Source organism: Candidatus Kuenenia sp., from assembly GCF_027493735.1.
Taxonomy (GTDB): Bacteria; Planctomycetota; Brocadiia; order Brocadiales; family Brocadiaceae; genus Kuenenia; species Kuenenia stuttgartiensis_A.
In genome coordinates this window covers 40,398-58,316 of record NZ_JAOSKF010000023.1, presented here as the reverse complement: position 1 = coordinate 58,316, position 17,919 = coordinate 40,398, and the positions used below count along the sequence as shown (strand labels likewise).

Annotated in this window: 14 protein-coding genes; 11 read left to right on the top strand and 3 right to left on the bottom strand. The window is 40.1% G+C overall.

The window, feature by feature from the left end; translation table 11 throughout:
• Nucleotides 1-17 precede the first annotated feature (17 nt).
• From M5U24_RS16415 to hxlB, 3 genes are all read left to right on the top strand, one after another.
• Nucleotides 18-503: a Druantia anti-phage system protein DruA gene (locus M5U24_RS16415; protein WP_298203020.1), complete on the top strand. Its 486-nt coding sequence runs from the start codon at nt 18-20 to the stop codon at nt 501-503.
• On the top strand, nt 491-1,345 hold the full coding sequence (locus M5U24_RS16410) for an ISAs1 family transposase (RefSeq protein WP_298201247.1): 855 nt from the start codon (nt 491-493) through the stop codon (nt 1,343-1,345). The genes M5U24_RS16415 and M5U24_RS16410 overlap by 13 nt, the downstream gene beginning before the upstream one ends.
• Before the next feature lie 1,007 nt (nt 1,346-2,352).
• Nucleotides 2,353-2,955: a 6-phospho-3-hexuloisomerase gene (gene hxlB / locus M5U24_RS16405; RefSeq protein WP_157820729.1), complete on the top strand. Its 603-nt coding sequence runs from the start codon at nt 2,353-2,355 to the stop codon at nt 2,953-2,955.
• Between the two features lie 5 nt (nt 2,956-2,960).
• On the opposite strand, the gene M5U24_RS16400 is transcribed toward hxlB, so the two are convergent.
• Genes M5U24_RS16400 through M5U24_RS16390 form a run of 3 tightly spaced genes read right to left on the bottom strand, consistent with a single transcriptional unit; the run spans nt 2,961 to nt 6,493 of the window.
• Nucleotides 2,961-5,657 (bottom strand): hypothetical protein, encoded by a 2,697-nt coding sequence (locus M5U24_RS16400; RefSeq protein ID WP_298203018.1) that lies wholly within the window; start codon nt 5,655-5,657, stop codon nt 2,961-2,963.
• Between the two features lie 13 nt (nt 5,658-5,670).
• Nucleotides 5,671-5,889, bottom strand: coding sequence for a hypothetical protein (locus M5U24_RS16395; RefSeq protein WP_099326683.1), 219 nt, complete (start codon nt 5,887-5,889; stop codon nt 5,671-5,673).
• Nucleotides 5,890-5,908: 19 nt separating this feature from the next.
• On the bottom strand, nt 5,909-6,493 hold the full coding sequence (locus M5U24_RS16390) for a molybdenum cofactor guanylyltransferase (protein WP_157820728.1): 585 nt from the start codon (nt 6,491-6,493) through the stop codon (nt 5,909-5,911).
• Nucleotides 6,494-6,618: 125 nt separating this feature from the next.
• On the opposite strand from M5U24_RS16390, the gene M5U24_RS16385 reads away from it, so the two are divergent.
• From M5U24_RS16385 to M5U24_RS16350, 8 genes are all read left to right on the top strand, one after another.
• The gene (locus M5U24_RS16385) at nt 6,619-7,575 is read left to right on the top strand and encodes a peptidyl-prolyl cis-trans isomerase (protein ID WP_099326681.1); all 957 of its coding nucleotides are present in this window, start codon (nt 6,619-6,621) and stop codon (nt 7,573-7,575) included.
• Between the two features lie 1,120 nt (nt 7,576-8,695).
• Nucleotides 8,696-10,036, top strand: coding sequence for an electron transport complex subunit RsxC (gene rsxC, locus M5U24_RS16380; RefSeq protein WP_099326680.1), 1,341 nt, complete (start codon nt 8,696-8,698; stop codon nt 10,034-10,036).
• A 50-nt stretch (nt 10,037-10,086) separates the two neighbouring features.
• A complete protein-coding gene (locus M5U24_RS16375; protein WP_099326679.1) occupies nt 10,087-11,118 on the top strand; it encodes an RnfABCDGE type electron transport complex subunit D in 1,032 nt (343 codons plus the stop codon).
• Nucleotides 11,119-11,121: 3 nt separating this feature from the next.
• Nucleotides 11,122-11,853, top strand: coding sequence for an FMN-binding protein (locus M5U24_RS16370; RefSeq protein WP_099326678.1), 732 nt, complete (start codon nt 11,122-11,124; stop codon nt 11,851-11,853).
• A 37-nt stretch (nt 11,854-11,890) separates the two neighbouring features.
• Nucleotides 11,891-12,418 carry an SMC-Scp complex subunit ScpB gene (gene scpB, locus M5U24_RS16365; RefSeq protein ID WP_099326677.1) on the top strand — a complete coding sequence of 176 codons (528 nt, stop codon included), beginning with the start codon at nt 11,891-11,893 and terminating at the stop codon, nt 12,416-12,418.
• A 407-nt stretch (nt 12,419-12,825) separates the two neighbouring features.
• Nucleotides 12,826-15,315 carry an SNF2-related protein gene (locus M5U24_RS16360; protein WP_298203014.1) on the top strand — a complete coding sequence of 830 codons (2,490 nt, stop codon included), beginning with the start codon at nt 12,826-12,828 and terminating at the stop codon, nt 15,313-15,315.
• Nucleotides 15,312-16,175 (top strand): hypothetical protein, encoded by an 864-nt coding sequence (locus tag M5U24_RS16355; protein ID WP_298203012.1) that lies wholly within the window; start codon nt 15,312-15,314, stop codon nt 16,173-16,175. Before M5U24_RS16360 ends, M5U24_RS16355 begins: the two co-directional genes overlap by 4 nt.
• 369 nt (nt 16,176-16,544) lie before the next feature.
• Nucleotides 16,545-17,876, top strand: a complete 1,332-nt coding sequence (locus tag M5U24_RS16350) for a hypothetical protein (protein ID WP_099326675.1) — start codon at nt 16,545-16,547, stop codon at nt 17,874-17,876.
• Nucleotides 17,877-17,919 lie beyond the last annotated feature (43 nt).

Sequence of the window (17,919 nt, the reverse complement as noted above, 5' to 3'; positions counted from 1 at the left end):
ATTTTATATTATAGGGCATGAACCAGCATACAACACCAATCGATAACACACACAACGAACTACTTCATTCAATTACCGTTCGTCCTGTTTCACAAAACGACCAGGCAAATTGGGACACACTGATGCGCCAGCATCATTACCTTGGATTTCATTCTCTCGTAGGAGAATCAATTCGCTACGTAGCGGAATCACAGGGACAATGGCTTGCCTTGATCGGCTGGGCTGCCGCAGCATTAAAATGTACCGTTCGCGATAAGTGGATTGGATGGCCGCCATTTTTAAAATCGCAACGACTGAAACTCATAGCAAACAACTCACGTTTCCTGATCCTTCCTCAGATACACGTACCAAACCTTGCCTCCCGTATTCTTTCTCTTAACCTTAAGCGCTTATCACAAGACTGGACTAAGGTCTATGGGCATCCAATCTGGCTTGTGGAGACCTTTGTCGATCCTCGTTTTTTTAAAGGCGTCTGCTATAAGGCCGCAGGATGGATTTTTTAGGACATTCAACCGGTTTTGCCAGATCATCACAAGGCTATCTTCTGCACAATAAGCCAAAGATGGTCTTTGTTCGCTCATTGAAAGCACAAGTCCAAAAACAACTTAACAACCTTAATCTTACCATACAATTAAGAAAGGAGACAAAGCCTATGAAATTATCTTTAAAAGATGCGGAATTTCTTGACGAATTATTGCAGCAAATCCCTGAACATCGCATGCCCAGAGGCGTTCGCCACAGGAAACGTTCTATCCTGGCAATTTCTATCTGTGCTATCATCTGCAATGCCTGGAGCTTTGCCGCCATTGCAGAGTGGGCAAAGCGTTGTCCGCAAAATATGCTCAAACGTCTCTCCTGCCGTTATAATACAAAAACGAAACGATACGAACCACCGAGTGAACCTACCATCAGGCGTTTCTTACAGCAGGTGGATGCAGAAGCAGTTGATAAAGTCCTCTCGCGTTGGTTTCAATCTGTAGGTGATAAAAGCCTGCCCATTGCGGTTGACGGGAAAACCCTTTGCGGTGCAAGACAGCCTGACGGCAAACAGGTACATTTGCTTGCCGCTTTTCTTCATAAACAGGGTATAGTTCTCGCACAAACTCAGGTAGACCGCAAAACAAACGAAATACCGATGGTTCCGGTATTGTTTGATGATTTAGACATAAAAGACCGTGTCGTTACTTTCGATGCCTTACATGCGCAAAAGGAAACCGCCCGTTATCTGGTAGAAGACAAAAAGGCAGAATATATATTCACGGTGAAAGATAATCAAAAAACCATAAAACAAGCCATCAAGGAACTGAATCTCAGTTCTTTTCCCCCCTCAGCACGAAACAATTGAAAAAGGCCATGGCCGCATTGAAATCCGCAGGATTTGGACCAGCACCGAATTAAACGAATAACTTGATTTCCCCTACGTTAAGCAGGTATTTTGCATTCATAGAATATTTACAAAAGTCAAGACCGGCAAAAAGACCGAGGAAATTGTTTACGGTATTACCAGCCTGACACAACAAAAAGCAAGTCCCAAAACCATTCTTAAGTTTTCCCGCGGACACTGGTCAATAGAAAATGGACTTCATTATGTGCGTGATACCTCCTTCCGTGAAGACCATTCTCAAATACGCACACAAAATGCCCCAAGGGCAATGGCTTCTTTGAAGAACCTTGTGGTTGGGCTGTTTCATTTTCTCAATGTACCAAATATTGCAAAGACGCTCAGAAATTTTGCGGCAAGACCTTTTCTTGCACTTCAAATGCTTCGCTTGTAATGTAGAGAACAAAAAAAAGCCTTTATTTTTTTACTATCTCTTTCGTTACCACAGGGATACTCCCGTTACATTTTGCTTGTTTTGCTCATTTTTGCCGATTTATATGGGAATTCTATCGTTTTTTACTTTCTTCTCCACTTACTGACGGGAGCTTTTGGCACAAATTCTTGATCCGCGTCTTTCATAGGGTGACTTTGACGTTGCCGTGGGGGTGCAGGGGGTGGACTGGATTTCTCCATCGATTCAACTACCCCCTTTATTATGAAAACAAATTTGACCCTCTTTCCCACGCTCCGCAGGCTGGTCAAATGGACAATTTTATCCTGTTTCGTGACATGCATTCCCGCAGAACGTAGGAATGAGAAGAAAAACTTATGGCTATTCATGTTATAAACCTCCCAGATTTCCTCCGCAGACAATTCCACCCCCTTAATCCCCCGCCATTCGAATTTCGTGTTTTTAATATCTTATCTTATTTGGTTCTGACTATGCCGGCTCAGTAAGTTACAAATATTTTATTATTATGAGCGGTAAATTTTTGTTAAAATCACCAAAAATCTGTGGAGGGGGGCTTAAAATGTTCGTGCCGAAAATCATGAAATTACATAAAAACACTACTACCCTGGTCATAAAACCAACTACAAAAATAATATTGAATGAAATTCATTCTGTTCTTGATAAGATAAATGAACAGTCCTTTGCACAATTGTTTTCGTCGATTCTTGATGCAAAGAATATATTTGTGACTGGGCAGGGCCGTTCCGGTCTGGTGTCCCGTACTTTTGCAATGAGACTGACACATATTGGTTTAAACGCTTACTGTGTGGGAGACGCCACGACGCCGAATATCGATAAAGGGGATTTATTGATTGCCTGCAGTAGTTCAGGGAATACGCACATTACCTGCTACATAGCGGAATTGGCAAAAAAATCCTTTGCCACTGTTGCTGCAATTACCTCGCAGAAAAATTCACCTCTTACTGAATATGCCGATATTATCGTAGATCTACCTGTGCAGGAAATCCGTACGCACAACAAAATCAATGGTTCTATCCAATTCCGCAGTACGCTTTTCGAACAAGCCTGCCTTGTTTATTTAGACGGTGTAATTCATTTGCTCGTGACGGAATTGAGAAGTTCGGAACAGGAAATGAACAGGAGGCATTCAAACCTGGAATGATATGATTAGCGCTGTTTTTTTGTTATCTTTGAAATGAAACATTGAATAATAGCAGCGAATATCTTGAAAGATAATCGCACGCTGAATGCATCAATAAGTATCCTTCGGTACGTCCTTCTCCCTGAAACGCTGTCAAACAATGCCCCTTTTAATTCAGGGTTGCTTTTGGCAATCTGAATAACACTCCCCAAAAAACCATAATACGCACCCCATATAATAAAGCGCCTGACTGCTCTTGCATAGGGCAAGTCCTTAATGACGTCGTAAAAACTGTTAAAATATGAGGTATGAAAAGCCCTTTTTGATATGCCAACGTTCATCATAGTTTCCGCCGCTTTAATGCCCATTAAACATGCCGCATTCACTCCCTTGCCCTTAAACGGACGGATAAGGCCTGCCGCATCCCCGATAATTACATATCTGTCGCCAAAGGGATTTTTTGCAGGTTTCACCGGAAAACACCCCCTATGATAGTCGAAGTGTCCTAAAGCATCCTTAAAACACTCCGGAAGCTGGTTCATTACCTCGGATTGCTGCAAAAAATTATCCATAGATTTTGAAGAAATTTTAGCCCCTGCAATGTTGATGGTATAGTGGTCTGCCTTTGGGGTGATTGCGCCAAACTCTATTTCTTTTATCGACGATAAAAAGGCATGGATATATCCATCGGTATTTTCTAAATCATGGTATTTCCCTTTGGGATGAAATTTCGTTAATATGGAGAGTAAATATTTCGGGGATTTATACGGTGTGCCGCTTTCAAATAATTTATGTGTACCTTCTTCTATACCGAAGGCGCCCACTACAACATCGGCGCTGGTATGCCGGGTTTCGCTATAGATAACAATCTTTTCCCGTCCGATTTCTATATCAGTAACCTTGCTTTTGATTACGGTAACGCCGGCTTCTTTTGCTTTTTGCAGAAGATATGCATCAAATTGAATTCTGCGAAGGGCGTAAGATATTTCTCCGTTGCCTTCAAGCGTTATCGTTTGCCCATTTGCGTGAAGATAATAACCTGGTATATCCCTTTTCACCAGATACCATGGGAAGGGGATTTTTAAGGTATCCTCCATGATATGTTCAATAGGATGGGAGAGTACTCCGGCACATTCATTGTGTTCAATTCCACCTTCAAAATCCTTCATTTCGTATAAAATAACGTTTATGTCAATATTTTTCTCTTTGGCAAGATGCTTCAGGGCAATCCCGCAACTGGTACCTGCAGGCCCGCCTCCGATTATAACTACGGTGCTTTGATTTTTCAGGGGACCCAATGCCAGTGTTTCTTTCGATCTGGCTGTTCCCGCAAGATTTGTATTGGTCAGTTTGCGGAAATACCCATACACCATTTTGACCGAGGATCTGAAATTATGAGGAAACATAACTGCCTGTAACCGAAAACTCATTGCATCGTAAAATATTTCCTTATACCCGATGTTGCCGGTAACCATGTTCCACAAAATGGCATTGATGCGCTGCGCCCCCCAGGTATCCTTGTGTTTGCAGAGGTAGTCGATGTGCGTGTTTGCGATGTGTTTTTTTGAGGTGATATAATCGTGAAGGTTTAATATAAGTTTGCCGTAAAAATTGTCGTGCGCAAGTAATTTCAGCGCCGGCGTATAATACGCTTCCTTAAAATCCTTTTCTGAAATGCCGTGATAAAAAGCGGCGTAAGCGGCTAACCGGGAAGTTTCAAAAGACGATTCAATGCCGTTTTTATAGGTACGGGAAATACTTGCATCTCCCGTTATCACAAATCTGTCAGAATAGGGGTGTGCGGCATGCGCGACCGGGATTTTGGGAAAACAGATGCACACGTTTTCCGGCAGCGACCACCCTTCCGGCAAAAGTTCACGTATTCGGGGGTGCTTTATAAACTGCATTAAATGCGCCTTTGTGATGTCTTCATTGCCGACGAGGGATACGGTAACGTAGTCGTCTTTGGGTATAAGCGCTGCAAATTTAATTGGCTTGATTCCCAGTGAAAATATGTAGATAGTTCTTTGGAAACGCTCCCTGATATAAGACCTCCCCAGCGGGAGTTCCGCATTGCATGTGCGTATCGACCGCGGTTCGCGATACCCATGTTTCTTCCCCACGATTCTTTTGGTAAGCGACGTATTTACCCCGAATGCGCCAACGGCGAGGCTTACCGATATTTTTTTTCGTATGCCTTCCTCCCTGTATACAATATTTACTAAATGCTGAGGATTTTCCGGCAACTCAATTTCTTCTACAATCGCGGAAAGCACCTTCGCTCCCATAGAAGCGCTGTGGTTTAATAAAAAATCATCAAAACTAATGTTTACGTCAGAGAGGGAATACCTTGGCCCCCCTCCGCGGAAAATGGTAATAATTCTTGGTTTATGGCCCGGAAGCGGGTGATGGAGAGAGATGCCGCGTTCCTGCGACTGAAAGAAATATCCGTCTATTTCATTTTGAATGCGTGACGTCGGAAGTACAATTCCTTCCTGTTCCATTTTCGCAATAAGGGTCTCCGACAATACCCCCGCGCACATTTTACAGCCAACAGGACCTTTCTGGATAAAATCCTTTCCGCAGAGAATGTAAATGGTAATCTTTTTATTCAGTTCCTTTGCCAGTTTTAATGCAAAGTGTGCAAAAAAACTCCCCGCAGGCCCGCCGCCAATAATTGCTATTGTGTCGTTATCTTTTAATGGTCCAATATTTGTTTTCATAATTCACATTTCATCAGGCATTAATGGTTTTGATCGTGCCGGAGTCGTAGCGGTCCATTATTTCTTCGGTGTTAGACACGTAAAAAAACTGTCCCTCCTTTATTGCAACAGCGCCGTCCTCTATGATTCCTGAATCGTCCATTTGCCAGGAAGTCTTTGGTTTTTGCGTTACCCCACGAATGGTAAGCAATTGGCCGATATTATATATGATCGGGTCTGGTTGGTTTTCCATTTATTCCGTGACAAATGTTTTAGTTGCATTCTGAACGATAGTCTTCATATTCTCTATAGGTGTTGAGATTGATAAAAGATTTTATATCTTTGCCCGACTTAATAAGTTCTTCTTCGTTAACATGCCGCACATTTACCTTCTGCAAGAAATCAGACATCCGCAGGTCTTCTTCTTCAAGGCATCGCTGCATGGTTTGAATGCAATTTTTTGAATAAAATGCATGAAGAGGTTCGGGTCCGCGGACTGTATGCGGAACAATTACATCATAATTGTCGCCTTTGACAAGTTCCTTCATATATACGATTACTTCCTTATTAATAAACGGCATATCGCAGGCGATTACAAATGCGTATGAGTACTTTGAATGAATAAGTCCCGCACAAATACCACCAAGAGGACCTTTTCCTGGCATGACGTCAGGAACGATTGGCAATTGTAAATGTTCATACAGGGAGAAGTCATTTGCGGAAATAATTATTTCCCGGAATATATGCCTTAATATATCGATTTGAATTTCGATGAAGGATTTATTTCCATAGGCAAGAAATGCCTTGTTAGTTCCCATCCTGGTGCTTTTCCCGCCGGCCAATATAATTCCTGTCACTTTGCACATCTCCCATTTGTTCATTTTAAAAGCATTGACACGTTAATTTTCTCTGTGTTATAATTTTAACTCAATTCTAACTTTTTACTAAAAAAATAATTTTTATCTCGTACAAGGCAATATTTATGAATAGAAAATACCTCTTCTTACCTATGGCGGCAATGTTTTCTTTTGGAAGTTTTAGTATCCACAATCAGAGTGTGTCAGCTAACTCTGAAACCAGTATAGTACTTGTAAGTAAAGAATCAAAAGAAGACAAGGATGTTGTTGCTATTGTCAATGGACAAAAGATTACCAGCAATGAGCTATATGAACTTTTATTGAGTACTTATGGAAATGAAGCCCTTGATGTTCTTATCAGAAGAACGCTTATAAACCAGGAGGCAAGAAAACATGGAATATCACTTACCACTAAGGAAGTAGAAAACAAGATAAACACCCTTGTGCAGCGCGAAGTGAACGCTTTACTGCAAACGTACAAAATAGAAAACGAAGCGGATCTTGATAAGGAACTGGAAAAGATCGGTGCAAGTCTTAAAGAGTTTAAAGATAAATTAACGAAGAGATTAGTAAAAGAGGCAGAGATTGAATTACGTGCTGAAAAGGTTGTAATGAAGACGATTTCAGTATCTGAAGAGGATTTGCAAGAGGCATATAAAAGTATTTATGGAGAAAAAATCGAGGCGCAGCAGATAGTTTTGAAAACGAAAAGAGAGGCGGAAGAAGCTCTTGAGAAACTGCGTTTAGGCGCGGATATTACGAAAATGGCAAAGGCCCAGTCGATTGACCGCGCTTCTGCTTCAAGAGATGGGAAGATGTTGCCATTTAGTCCGGAAGACGATATTGGAAAATCAGTTGCGCATCTCAAGCCGGGTGAGTTAAGCGGTATTATAAATACAAATTACGGCTATCACATTGTAAAAATTACCGGTAGAAAAACCGGAAGCGACAAAAAGTTTGATACGGTAAAAAAAGAGTTGGAAGAATTAGTACGGGAAAAAAAATACAGAGAAAGATTAAGGCCGTGGCTTGTCAATCTCGTTGAAAGCGCTTCCATCACAAAAAAAATAGCTACGGATTAAATGATCAACTTCTTGTTTTTTATGCTAGTTTTTCAAAATGCATAATCGTAAGACATTGATTAGATGAGGTTTACGTAAAGTTTGTAGCATTGGGTTTTTTGTCATTTGAATTTATTTCGTATTTCGAATTTGGTTGCGGCCAAAGGCCGCGCCAGGTATTTAATGGCTAAATCCCCCATACCAGCAGGTAGTAACAATATAAAACGTGGGGTTCAAGTTGCAAACCAATGTCATTAAGTTAAGCAACCTGCCAGAAAAGTCCCCTTAATAAAGGGGGAAAAAGGGGGTTGTTTTTAATAAAATAATTCTTAACACCTTAGTTATTTGAAAAATTCAAGGGGATATAAAAAACAATGTAGCCCCTTTAGGGGCGGTCTGTTTGTAGCACAATAAAATTCAACAGGTAAATAGCTCCGTAGGAGCGGCCTGTATATGATTGACAGGAAGACAGGCCGCTCCTGACGGAGCTAATATCTGTTATGGTATCCCTATCTACTACAAACAGGTTGCTCCTACGGAGCTTATCGGTAATACGTTTTTTTTAAAACCAAAGTGTTGCAATAATTCTTAACTTAATGACATTGAGTTGCAAACTTGAACCCGCCAGGAAGATTTGTTTATATAAGAATAAATAAACATACTCTATAGTTACCTATCCGGGCAGTATATCATTCCTCTCAAAGCGTATTCCTACATAAAAGTGCAAGCTTTTATTATTAACATTTATCGATAATACGCCGGCGCAACCTTTCGGAATAATTGTAACACTTTAGTTTTTTGAAAAAGTAGGGGCGAAGCATTTTCCCGTTTGGGTATGAACGCATTTATGACAATTTAAAGCAAATGCTTCGCCCCCACATTGCGATTATTGGAATTTTTCAAAAAACTAAAGTGTTACGAATAATTACTTCAGAATATCTGTAGTATCGATTTTTCCATTTTCTCGTTTGATTTTACAGAATTGAAAGCTAAATTATAAGAGCCTTTTTTTCATATCATAATACGAAAGGCGGAACAACAGATTACACAGACTTCGTCGCAAGCTCAGTCGAACGATTGCACAGATTAAAAAATTAATATTTTGCCAAAAAGTGCAAAGAAATTACTGATAAGGTACTAAATGTACGCATTAATGAAATCAAAATTGAATACTTTTGCAGGGGGGATACATCCCAAAGAGGATGGAAAAGTGCTTACTTCTGAAATAAGTGAGATTTGCTCCCCGATTCCAAAAAAAGTATATCTGTTTATGAATCAACACATTGGCGCGCCGGCAAAACCCATTGTCAACAAAGGGGATCAGGTAAAAATCGGACAGTTAATTGGCGAGGCGCATGGTTTTGTTTCCTCCAACATACATGCTTCCGTTTGCGGCAAGGTCGTTGATGTGTCGCCATATCCGCATCCTGTCGCCGGTGCAAAGTCTCTGGCGGTAGTTATCGAGAATTCCGGCGAGGAAGAATGGGCTGAGACGTTAAACGTTGAACAGGACACTGAAAATATCACCCCGGAAGAGATCAGACAAAGGGTTTTCTCCGCCGGTATTGTAGGACTTGGCGGCGCAACATTCCCCACACACGTAAAACTTACTCCCCCAAAAGATAAAACGATAGATACTATCGTGATGAACGGGGCGGAATGCGAGCCATATCTTACCTGCGATCATTACGTTATGCGTAACAATGCAAATGAAGTCCTTGAGGGATTGCGGCTTGTTATGAAATGCATTGGTTGTAAAAAAGCGCATATCGGCATTGAAGCGAATAAAAAAGACGTCTACGAATTATTGAAAAATACCCTGGCTGGAGATCCTTCCATTAAAATAGATTTATTGGAAGTAAAATACCCTCAGGGTGCAGAACATCAGCTTATTAAAGCATTATTACGTCGTGAATTCAAACCCACTCAACTCCCCATGGAGGCAGGCGCTGTCGTTATAAATGTTGCAACGGCGTTTGCAATCAATAATGCGGTGAAATATAAGCGTCCTTTGATCGAAAGAATAATTACGGTAACGGGGAATGGAGTCAATAAACCTCAAAATTTGCGCGTCCGCATTGGAACGCCAGTCCGGGATTTATTAGAAATCACCGGAACCTCTGTTGGCCTCAATAAGATTATCTTTGGGGGTCCAATGATGGGCATTGCGCAGGGGAGCATCGATAACGCCGTGACGATTAAGGGAACGGGTGGAATTCTTGTTCTGAAAAACCAGCCGCACTATGAATCTCATGCATGTATACGGTGCGGGCGGTGCATCGTCAGTTGCCCATACGGACTCAACCCAAGCGAGTTAAGTATTATGGGGGAATCCATGAATATTTCCCTTGCGTTGGAGAATAATGTTCTTGAATGCAAAGAATGCGGCTGTTGCACTTATATTTGCCCTGCAAAACGGCCTATTGTGCATCACATCAAATTTACAAAGGCCCTTATTGCAAAACAAAAAACAAAGAAATAGCATTCGTTTCTATCGTGTAACGTAAAAATAATCGGCATAAAGTAAAAACTATGACAAATACTACTCAGAGCGTAACTCCTTTAATCGTCAGTTCATCGCCTCATATGAGAGACAATGACAGCATTTCTCATATCATGTGGACTGTCGTTCTCTCTTTACTTCCTGCAGGATTCGCTGCCATTTTTGTTTTTGGTTATTATGTCCTCTTTGTTATTGGTTTATGTTGCCTTACTGCTCTCGTCACGGAAATTGTCATTTCACTTATGAAAAAGCAGCCTGCTTTTGCAATGATTAAGGATGGCAGCGCCATTGTTACCGCCATCTTGCTTGCTTATACATTGCCTCCAGGCGCTCCGTGGTATGTCCCTGTGGTAGGATCGTTTTTTGCGATCGCTGTTGTTAAACACTCTTTTGGTGGTTTAGGGAATAATATATGGAATCCTGCACTTGCTGCACGCGCTTTTTTGCAGGTGGCATATCCTGTTTCGGTAAATTCAGATTGGCGATTCTTTTCAGATCCGGGCGCAATGAATGTATTGAAAAACATTACCAGTACGGGGGAAAGCGGCCTGCTTCTGGATGCGGTAACCAGGGCAACCCCTCTTGCAAAGGAATCCGGGGCAGAATTATATAATTTTTACCAGTTGTTGATTGGCAGTGTGCCGGGTTGTATTGGAGAGACCTCCGCGATTGCGCTGCTTGCAGGGGGATTATACCTTCTGTATAAAAAATGTATAAAATGGTACGTGCCTGTTGCGTATCTTTTGACCGTTTTTGTCGTATCGATTTTTCTGCCTCCTCGTACAATTACCCCATGGGCAAATAACCCTTTTTACCATTTATTTGCCGGAGGCCTCTTTTTGGGCGCATTTTTTATGGCGACAGACATGGTAACCACTCCTCTTACAAAAAAAGGGATGTTAATTTTTTCTGTTGGGGCGGGGTTATTAACTATTTTAATCCGGTTTTATTCAGGTTATCCCGAGGGCGTTTGTTATTCAATTCTGATCATGAATACTGCGACTCCTCTTATTGACCGATTCACAAAACCACGCCTTTATGGTTCAAAAGTAAAAAAATAGAACATGAAAAAAAAAGTCCAATACCCGGTAGTTCTAACGATTGTTACCCTTCTGGCATCAATTGGTGTTTCCTCAACGTACCTGACTACGAAAGAAAAAATAAGGGAAAAAGAGTCGGAGGTTCGCACCAGGGCGCTCTTTACGGTGCTTCCCGGCATTGATGAAACACCGGAAGAAATTTCTCCGCCCAATACAAAGAATCAGGACAAAATATACAAGGGCGTAAATGGTGAAGGGGAATTGATAGGATATGCGGCAAGCGGTGAAGCGCAGGGATATTCAAGCAGAATAAATGTAATGGTGGGGCTCGATTCAAATCTGGAAAAAATTCTCGGAATCGATATCATCTCACAGCGGGAAACACCTGGCCTCGGCACGAAAATGGTAGAAAAGGAAAGCTCTGATACTTTATTGAGCGTTTTAATGAGTTTTTTCGGGAAAACTTCAGGGGTTGACCATGGGAAAATCCAACAATTGCCTGAATTTAACATGCATCAGGGAAAAGAAGGCAATAATTCCGGGAATGGAGCGGCAACGGAACTGCGTCCATGGTTTCAGGAACAATTTAAAGATAAGACATATAATCAACTGGTAGTTTCCAAAGTTGCGGATAAAGAAAAAATTACAGCAATCACGGGAGCGACCATCTCTACAAATGCCGCAGTAAAAGCGGTACAGAATGCAATCGAAAAAATCAAAATCGAATTGCAGGAATATACCTGGCAAATCAAGTGAGTCATTAAGCAGGAATTGATACGATATTTTTCCCACCATGAAAAACATTGAAGAAATAAAACCCATTGTTGAAGCGTTGCTGTTTTCTGCGGAAGAACCTCTTTCCAGCAAAAAAATATGTAACATTATCGATGATGTTGACGCCGCCCTCATAAAGGAAGCCATTACTTTACTGCAACAAGAATATAATCAGCAGGGGAGGGCATTCCAGATTGAAGAGATTGCAGGCGGCTTCCAACTCTACACACTGCCTGAGTATCACGAATGGATATCGAAACTGCGTAAAAAATCGGCTGAAACAAAACTTTCTTCGGCCTCACTGGAAACACTTGCAATCATTGCATACAAACAGCCTGTATTGCGGGCTGATGTTGAGTCTATCCGCGGCGTTCAATCAGGTCAAATCATAAGACTACTAATGGAAAAAGACCTTGTTAAGGTAGTTGGGAGGGACGAATCTCTTGGACACCCTTTATTATACGGCACTACAAAGAAATTTCTTGAACATTTCGGCTTAAAAAACATTAAGGATCTGCCAAAGGCAGAGGAATTAGCAGCGCCATAACAAAAAGGGTTACCATAGGCACTTAAGAGTATATTCCTTTGTACTTTTGTAGAAATAGTGATACTCAAGAGGTTCACCATTGGTGATTTATAGACAATGTCGTACCAGTTCAACACGGACAAACAAGGTTTGTCCGTGCCACCATATCATCAATTTAAAATTCACATTTTATGAGCATCTTGAGTATAAATTAAACAATCCCCCGTACTCCTAAAATCCACTAACCCAAACGAGTTGTAATAGAAAGTTTTTTCTTTTCCCACGCAAAGCCACTCAGAAAGTATGAATTATGAACGGGTATTGAAATAAGTTTTTGAATGATTTATACTCCACACACAAACCTAAAGAAAATAGGTAATTTGGGTCTTTTGTTTAAAGAGTAAATAATTCCCTGAATGCTATAATTAATGCAAATAACGCCTTACCACGCAAAATATTTTGCTTTTGAGCTTACAAAACGCAGTTCTTCAGATAGTTTGCAAAAGCTGGCTTCTTCTCTTTTAGACGCCCAGGTAGACTTAAATCCGCATCAGGTCGAGGCTGCTTTATTTGCCTTCCATTCCCCGCTTTCAAAGGGTGCTATACTGGCGGACGAGGTAGGTCTGGGGAAAACCATCGAGGCCGGTCTGGTTATCTCACAAAAGTGGGCTGAAAGAAAACAGAAAATTCTGGTTATAGTGCCATCAAACCTTCGTAAGCAATGGAATCAGGAATTACTGGATAAATTCTACCTTTCATCACTTATACTGGAAACGCCTTCTTTTAATCAGGAAATTAAAAAAGGAAACTTAAACCCCTTCAACCAGAACGAAATAATCATTTGCTCATACCATTTTGCAAGGGCTAAAGATGTTTATATCAAAAATATCCCTTGGGACTTAGTGGTCATCGATGAAGCACATAGATTAAGAAACGTTTATAAGCCGTCAAATAAAATTGCCACTGCCGTCAAAAATGCCGTAGCCCACGCTCCAAAAATGCTGCTTACCGCAACGCCGCTCCAAAATTCTTTGTTAGAACTCTATGGTTTAGTCAGTATCATTGATGATTATACCTTTGGTGATTTAAAGAGTTATAAAAATCAGTTTGCCAGATTAGCGAATGAAAATGATTTCCATAATCTTAAAGAAAGACTAAAACCCATTTGTATAAGGACGCTCCGCAGGCAGGTATTAGAATATGTAAAATACACCAATAGAATGGCAATAACGCAAGAGTTTGTCCCGTCTCCTGATGAACAAAGGCTTTATGACCTGGTTTCAGCCTATTTACAAAGGGAAAATTTATTTGCACTTCCGCCAAGTCAAAGACAACTCATGACGTTAATTTTGAGGAAATTATTGGCATCGTCAACCTTTGCTATTTCAGGGACATTAGACGCCCTTGCAGTAAAACTTGAAAATATCGTAACTACCAAGGGGCGACAGGAAGACATTGAGCAGATAGTGTCTCAGGATTTTGAATCTTATGATGAAATTAAGGATGAATGGGAGGATGCTGAAGAAGAAAATCAACCCGTTACTGAAACAAAGGAAGAACTTTACACTCCAGAGGAAATCAAAAACATCAAAAAGGAAATCAACGACCTGAAGGGATTTCAATATCTTGCCAGGTCTATTACCCGAAATTCAAAGGGAGAGGTTCTCCTGACCGCCCTGAAAAAAGGTTTTGCTGAAATAGAACGTCTGGGTGGTAATAAAAAAGCCATCATATTTACCGAATCTACAAGAACACAAGAATATCTGAATAGCATCTTAGAAAATACTGAGCACAAGGACAGGATAGTTTTATTTAACGGCTCGAACAACGATCAGAAATCCAAAGAAATCTATAAAAAATGGATCGAGAGGCATCTTGGCACAGACAGAATCACAGGCTCAAAAAGTGCCGATAAGCGGGCTGCAATAGTAGATTATTTCAGAGATGAGGCAGTCATCCTGATAGCCACAGAAGCCGCCGCAGAAGGTATTAACCTGCAATTTTGCTCTCTGGTAGTAAATTATGACTTACCCTGGAATCCTCAACGTATCGAACAAAGAATCGGGCGATGCCACCGGTATGGGCAAAAGTTTGATGTGGTTGTCGTAAATTTCCTAAATAAGAGTAATGCCGCAGACCAGAGGGTTTATCAGTTATTGAAAGAAAAATTCAAGCTTTTTGACGGCATTTTCGGGGCAAGCGATGAAGTATTGGGTAGTATTGAATCAGGTGTTAATTTTGAAAAACGGATTGCACAGATTTACCAGCATTGCAGAACTTCGGGAGAAATACAGTCCTTATTTGACCAGTTACAAAAGGAACTGGAGGAACAGATTGAAGACCGCATGATAGACGCCAGAAATAATTTGTTAGAAAATTTCGATGAGGAGGTACATGAAAAATTACGCGTTAATTTACAGGAGAGTAAAGAATATTTGTCCAAGTATGAATATTGGTTATGGGAAATTACTAAACACTACCTTGAACCTTACGCTGATTTCGCTATAGACGAGCATTCTTTTATTTTACGTGAAAACCCTTTTGTTGACGAAAAGATACATCCTGGCCCTTACAAACTGGGAAAGAATATTGACGACGTAAACATTTATAGAGTTGGGCATCCTTTGGCTCAGCGTATTATCGAAAAAACAAAGTCTTTGTCTTTAGTAGTTCGGGAGTTAGTATTCAATTACTCAGACTCTATCAGGAAGATAAATATCTTAGAGTCCCTTATAGCAAAGTCAGGCTGGCTATCTGTAATTAACTTAACAATTAATTCGTTTGAAACTGAAGATCATGCCTTATTGTGTGGGATTACGGATGAAGGTCAGATTTACCACATTGCAGAACTTGGGAGAATACAGTCCTTATTTGACCAGTTACAAAGGAACTGGAAGAACAGATTGAAGACCGTATGAAAGACGCCAGAAATAATTTGTTAGAAAATTTCGATGAGGAGGTACATGAAAAATTACGCGTTAATTTACAGGAGAGTAAAGAATATTTGTCCAAGTATGAATATTGGTTATGGGAAATTACTAAACACTACCTTGAACCTTACGCTGATTTCGCTATAGACGAGCATTCTTTTATTTTACGTGAAAACCCTTTTGTTGACGAAAAGATACATCCTGGCCCCTACAAACTGGGAAAGAATATTGACGACGTAAACATTTATAGAGTTGGGCATCCTTTGGCTCAGCGTATTATCGAAAAAACAAAGTCTTTATCATTAGTAGTTCAGGAGTTAGCATTTAATTACTCAGACTCTATCAAGAAAATAAATATTTTAGAGTCCCTTATAGCAAAGTCGGGCTGGTTATCTGTAATTAACTTAACAATTAATTCGTTTGAAACTGAAGATCAAATTTTGTTATGTAGCGTGACAGATGAAGGTACAGAATTGGATATTGAGCAATGCAAAAGGCTATTTTCCCTTCCCGCATCAAAAAGTCCCCTCTTGGGAGGGGATTCAGGGGTGGGTTCTCATGTTAAAAATCTCATAAATCAAATAGCCCAAAAACAGCAAGCCGAAATCCTGCAAATGAATGCTGTACGTAATGCAGGTTTCTTCGATACAGAGATGGAAAAATTAGACAGATGGGCAGAAGATGTGAAAAGCAGCATGGAAATTGAATTGAAAGAATTGGATAAAGAGATAAAATGCCGAAAGACAGAAGCCAAAAAAATCCTCAATCTTGAAGAGAAGGTAACGGCACACAGGCAGAAAAAAAAAAAAAAAGAAAAAAAAACCCCCCCCTTTTTTTTTTTTTTTTAAAACACAGAGGAGGGGGGAAAAAGGGGGGGGGAAAGTTGGAGGGGGGAGAGGGGGCCCCCTAAAAAAAAAAGATTTAAAAAGCAGAATTGTTTACCGTTAGATGGAAACTTATTTAAAATACCAATAATACAGAACAACAAATGATTAGAACTCACATGGATAGGTAAGGAGAACCAGCTACGGATTGCGTTGCTCGTCGGGAAGCCGGTTTGTCGACACTCTCTATGAGATATATATAACAGAGCCAATGATTACTTGTCCGAAATGCCAGACTGAGATCAAACTGACAGAATCGCTTGCTGCGGCGATGAATGTATATTTGCAAGACAGAGCCTATTTACAGAATAAATCAACAAACTGATAAGTATTATGGAATTTAAACAAAAAATAGTTACCGCTGGTAGTAAAAAACGAGATTATTCCCGTCTGATTAATGCCATATGGATGCCATTACAAGAAGATTACAAGGAAATAATTGAGGATTACTTGTTCATAAGCCGAAAAAGGAGTAAAAGTAAATTCTCTATTTATAAGCTTCAATTATCCATATTAGGCGACTTATTGCAACATACCAAGGCTATTGATGCCATGAAGATTATGTTAGAGAAACTTGCGGCTGATTCAAGTTTACATAAAGAAGATAGGGAGAAGCAAATAAGGACATATCAGAACCAGATAGGCGCTGTCCTTCTAGTCAATCAGTCATTAAAGACTATAATTGATGGAATAGCATGGAGGTGTTTAAACTATAATAGGGTGATTTTATCTGCTTTATCAAACAAAGAGGATAGCGGTCCTGTTCGCCTTGACGAGGGATTAATTACAGAGTTATCTGTTTTTTCAAAAGAAATTCTTCATGAAAAAAAGAGGGCGATAATAAATGATATTAGCAACTTTTTAAGAACTGGGGATATAACTACAATAGACGATAATGGTGACATTGAACTTATAGAAGTAAAGTCGTCAAAGAAAAGGGGACGAAGGATAACAAGACAAAAGGAAAGGTTGCAAGAGGTAGTAGAGTTTTTTAACACTGGAATAACGAAATATGAGGGCACAAAGCTAACAATTCTGCCTTGTGATGTTCCTCTGAAAAATTATTTAGCAATAGCCAAGAACATTATTGCAAAAGCGAGAAAAACGTGTTGTTCTAGCGAATTGATTGGCAACTATATGATTTTAGAGTGCGTTGATTTCGAGAAATTAGATGACATGGACAAGGTCATAGAATATTTTGACTCAAGACATGAAAGTGTTAAAAACCGTTGGGAACAAAATAATGACGTTGTTTTCTCTTTCAATTCTTTAGACCGCCGTGGTTTTTCTGCAAACTTGGCCCCTTTCTCAGTGTTTCCACTTTCAATAGAAGATATCACTGCATTAATGATTGGAAGAATTTATTTAACTTACACAATAAATCTTACTGAAATATTAAAAATATTTGAAAAAGACGGATGGGTGATTGTGGATACTTGTTTAAGAGCGAAAGCGGAACAGTTAAGTACTGAAACTCCTTTTGCAAAAATCAAGAAAGGTAATTTTAATGTCGAGGTGCCTTTTGCAGATGTAGCAAGAGTTATCTATGAGATGCTAAGTCTCAAAGTTTTAATAGATACATACAATGCGCAATATAATAAAGGGCATCAAGAATCCATCTCTTCATTAACTAACTATACTAAAGAGTCTTCACTCTGGGATTAATGAAAGAAATAAACGGAACAGGTACATTTATTCAGAGACTCAA